This window comes from Paraburkholderia kururiensis JCM 10599 = LMG 19447 (assembly GCF_003986935.1).
GTDB lineage: Bacteria > Pseudomonadota > Gammaproteobacteria > Burkholderiales > Burkholderiaceae > Paraburkholderia > Paraburkholderia kururiensis.
In genome coordinates this window covers 1-4,366 of the sequence record NZ_RJZE01000067.1, presented here as the reverse complement: position 1 = coordinate 4,366, position 4,366 = coordinate 1, and the positions used below count along the sequence as shown (strand labels likewise).

General features: G+C 56.2%; 3 protein-coding genes. All 3 read left to right on the top strand.

Annotated features, from left to right (window positions below; all coding sequences use genetic code 11):
* Positions 1–324 precede the first annotated feature (324 nt).
* The 3 genes from PKKP23_RS33065 to PKKP23_RS33055 all read left to right on the top strand — a co-directional run bounded on the left by PKKP23_RS33065 (position 325) and on the right by PKKP23_RS33055 (position 4,065).
* Positions 325–1,050, top strand: a complete 726-nt coding sequence (locus PKKP23_RS33065) for a 3-ketoacyl-ACP reductase FabG2 (RefSeq protein ID WP_126880040.1) — start codon at positions 325–327, stop codon at positions 1,048–1,050.
* 682 nt (positions 1,051–1,732) lie between these two features.
* Positions 1,733–2,953 carry a beta-ketoacyl-[acyl-carrier-protein] synthase family protein gene (locus PKKP23_RS33060; RefSeq protein ID WP_126880039.1) on the top strand — a complete coding sequence of 407 codons (1,221 nt, stop codon included), beginning with the start codon at positions 1,733–1,735 and terminating at the stop codon, positions 2,951–2,953.
* Complete coding sequence (locus PKKP23_RS33055) at positions 2,950–4,065, top strand: beta-ketoacyl synthase N-terminal-like domain-containing protein (protein WP_126880038.1); 1,116 nt, start codon at positions 2,950–2,952, stop codon at positions 4,063–4,065. The genes PKKP23_RS33060 and PKKP23_RS33055 overlap by 4 nt, the downstream gene beginning before the upstream one ends.
* Positions 4,066–4,366: the final 301 nt, after the last annotated feature.

Sequence of the window (4,366 nt, the reverse complement as noted above, 5' to 3'; positions counted from 1 at the left end):
CTGGAAGACCGCACGCCGGACGAGGCATACTTCGCGACGCTGCCTGCGATTAAATCGGCAGCATGAACGCCCCGGTGGTTCCACTTAAAAATCTCGGGACCCTGTCCGAACAAGCGACGCCACCTCTGATTGACAATTGTTGCATTGACGCTTTGATAATCTAAAACTAAATTTGAGCGGAATTTGATGGGCTTGCGAAGAATATATGCAAGTTCCTTTGTAAATCACGTTCCGCTGAGCGATAGCTTTCGATCTGGGCCGGAGGCAACCGAATAGCGGGTTCAGTATTCTTTCCGGTGAAATTTCGTTGAAAAGGAGGCTCCCATGGGGCGGCGGGTACTGGTTACAGGCGCAAGCCGCGGTATCGGCCGTGCAATTGCTTATCGGTTGGCGGAGGACGGTTTCGTTGTATCGGTACACTGCGGTTCTAGCCGAAACGAAGCAGAAGTCGTTGTGGATGGCATTGTGGCGCAAGGCGGTGCCGCAGAAGTTTTGCAATTCGATGTACGCGACCGTGTCAGTTGCCGGCAGGTGCTTGACTTCGATACGACGGCCAATGGGCCATACTATGGAGTGGTTTGCTGTGCGGGCGTAATTCGCGACGGGGCGTTTCCAGCATTGACTCCGGAGGACTGGGACGTCGTGATTGAGACCAGTCTCGACGCGTTCTATAACGTTGTGCATCCTTTGATAATGCCAATGATACAGGCCCGAAACGGGGGGCGGATAGTCACTGTCGCTTCAGTGTCCGGTTTGATCGGAAACCGTGGGCAAGTCAACTACAGCGCGGCTAAGGCCGGCCTTATAGGGGCGACGAGAGCACTTGCTGTTGAACTCGCTTCCCGGAACATTACCGTCAACAGTGTTGCACCGGGTTTTATCGAAACTGGCATGCTTGCGCACGTCTCGCTTGACAGGGCACTTCAGGCTGTGCCGATGAATCGTATAGGACAATCGACTGAGGTGGCCGCGGTGGTGGGATTCCTGATGTCGGATGCGGCGTCGTATGTTACACGCCAGGTTATTGGAGTAAATGGCGGAATGGCTTAAGAGGCCGTTGAAGTACTTTTCGGCAACCGTCATGAGAGACCGCTGAGCATTGCTCCGAAGAAGCTGATTTGTGCATTGTGCGACAGGTTGTATCCGTGCGCTGGCCTGCTACATGGGGCAGCCCATTACCGCTGACCGGCATCGGCGGGAGGCGAGTGCCTCACGTGAGGCAGAGTCAGCGGCGTGGCAGAGCGCAACGTTGCAAATGAACTTCTTACGGACTCGACACTGACTCGGAGCGACTCTATTGCAGTTTGTACCGGGTGTAGCTACGAGCTGCGGAATTAATGCGCTAATCGTACGGTGCCACATACGGCACGAAACAGCAGGCGAGTAGCAAGTGGCTCGTCGGTTCACGGAAGGAGGAAGTACTGGCCTGCTGCGCTATCGCCATGCGCAGGAGGAATGCTTTTGAGAGATCCTCCGCCGGAGAGGGATTGTTAGCCGGGGGGCTTCAGGTGAGATGTTGTAGAGTGCGGCGAGGATCGCCTTGTCCTGAGTCAAGCGGTACCTTCCCAGCGGGATCATTTCTGCTGTCCACATTTTGTTTGGACCGTCGCGTCGATATCCCGATCGCTTCTATGAGCGAGGCTGTTGCGTGACCGGCGGGAATACCGCACAAGAGACTCAACAACGCCTTCGAAACGTTTATGTGGATTACTGCCATCTGGAGTGAACTCTCATGCGAAGGGTTGTGATAACCGGCCTTGGCGCGTTAAGCAGTGTCGGTATCGGTATAACGGCTCATCTGAACGCATTTCGGAGGGGAGCGTCCGGATTGCGTAAGATTAGCTCGATCAGTACAGATGGATTTTCGACAGCTGTCGGTTTCGAGGTGCAGCAGTTCGATCCATATCGGTGGATTCGCAATGTCGACCCACGAACAATAGGGCGATCAGCCCAGCTTGCGGTGGCAGCATCAAGAATGGCGCTCAGCGATGCAGGTATTGAGGTTGAGAGTTTGCTTCGTGGCCGATGCGGTGTTTCAATCGGTACCTGTGATGCTGATCTGCCATCGATTGAACCGTTAATTGCTCCTTCTGCAGGCTCCCTCTCTGCAACGCTCACCCGCCAGTTGGCGCGGCAGTTGCCAGCCCAAAGACTTGCTTTTTCCGTCGCCCAAGAGTTTGACCTGCCGGGAGCGGCAATTACGATCGGTACCGCGTGTGCCGCTGGAAACTATGCGATCGGGTATGCCTACGACAATATCGTGCTTGGTGAGAGTGATTTGATGTTGTGTGGTGGCGCAGAATCAATTTCGCGCAAGAACTTTGCCGGATTTTCCAGTGTTCGTGCAATGGCACCGGAGAGGTGCCAGCCGTTCGATGCAGACCGTAAGGGCATGCTGATGGGGGAGGGGTCTGGCGTCTTGGTGCTCGAAAGCCTTGAGAGTGCCCGCTCCCGCGGAGCACGGATATACGCGGAAGTGCTCGGCTACGGTCTCAACTGCGACGCAAGTAATCCCGTCGCGCCAAATGTCGGCAGTATTGCGGAATGCATGCGCATTGCCCATCGAAATGCCCGTATCGAGCCGATAGACGTCGATTATATATGCGCACATGGCACAGGTACCGTGACAAACGATTCCGTGGAGTCTGCAGCTATTCGGGATGTGTTCGGGAATAGGGTCCCAGCGATTTCGTCGATCAAATCGATGATCGGGCATACACTGGGTGCTGCGAGCGCGTTAGGAAGCATTGCATGCGCTGTCGCGCTCAGCAAGGATTTCATCCCCCCCACAATCAATCACCGTAGAACTGATCCGGCATGTGGGGTTGATTGTGTTCCAAACACAATGCGTGCTACCCGGCTGCGGGTTGTTCAGAACAATGGCTTTGCGTTCGGTGGCAACAATGCCATCACAATCTACGGCCGCTACGACGACGAAGAGAGGTCCATATGAGTCTGGGATGCATCCGGATTGTCGGAGCAGATGCGCTATCGGCGTTGGGTGCCGGGATCACGGTCTTCAAGGATCGAATCTCATCAAACCCCGCCACCCGAGAGAGTTCGTTTCCGCCGAATGACAATGTCGATGAATGGCCAACAGAGGTTGAATATCGCCCTGCCCGTTTTGAAGTATCAAGCGTTCTCGGCGCGCAGCGGGTACAGGTAATCGATCGGACGACCGCTCTGACGCTATGTACGGCAATACGTCTGCACGGTTCCCTGCGCCTGCGAGAGTATGTCCCGGACCATCGCTTGGGAATTGTGGTTGGCACAAGCACGGGCAGCATCAAAAGCTACTGTGATTTCGTCCTCGATTCGCACGCCCAGCCAAGGCCTTATCTCGTAAACCCCCGGAATTTTCCCAGCACGCTATTGAATTATGCGGCGTCGCAGTGCGCGATTCATCTCGGAGCGCGATCTGTTAATGCAACCGTATCTGGAGGTAGGTTGTCAGGGCTTCTTGCGCTCAAGTATGCGTCGCACATGTTGGAGCGGAATTATGCGGACCTCGTCCTTGCCGGCAGCGTCGAGGAATTGTGCCGTGAGACAGCGTGGGCGCACCGCCTGCTCGTTCAGCAGGGTTGCCGCAATCCCGTACCGCTGGGTGACGGCTGCGCGATGTTTGGTTGCATCAGTGTTGATTCTAATGCATCGGCCGGGCCGTGGCGCCCGCTCGCGGATATTGTGGCTTTGGAAACTGTTCGCTTTTCCAGCAATGGTTCTTGTACGCGAGATGGGTCGCTGGGGCCCCTGATCGAGTGCTTGTCGCGCGCGTTGACCTCCGCCGGCATACGATCCAGCAGCGTATCAGAGTACGCTCTTTGCGGTGCGTCCGACGTTGCGCTGGGTGATCTGGAACGCGAGGCCGCGCGAACGGTCTTCGGGCAGGGCCTCCGGCCCATAAACGAGCGCTTCATGGATTGCGTCGGCGAAACGTACAGTGCTTCATTTTCGCTGGCGCTGGCGTGGCTTTTGTCATCCAGTGCCGCCAGCCCTCGTTACGCAGCGGTCCTGGCTACCGAGGAAGACGGGCAGGGGGGGTGCCTCATCGTTCGCATACGCTGACGTGATGCGATGCAGAAAGAGCGCTGCGATTGCGGCCATTTGGATTGGGTAACACAAACGGCCGCGACGGCGCAAGTTGGTCGAGACGTAAAACTGATGGGACGGGCGTTCGCTGACCCCCCTCGTTCCAGGTTCCATATGGGGCATCAGGTTGATCGCAATGCATCAACGGGTTAGAGAATGAAAGGGACTTCCCCGTCCCGAGGCTGCGGCGGAAGCCGCGAATCGGCATCAATGTGCCAGGATGAAGTTGCGAACATTCATCGACACCAGCGAGAGGGGAAGTCCATGCCTATTGTCA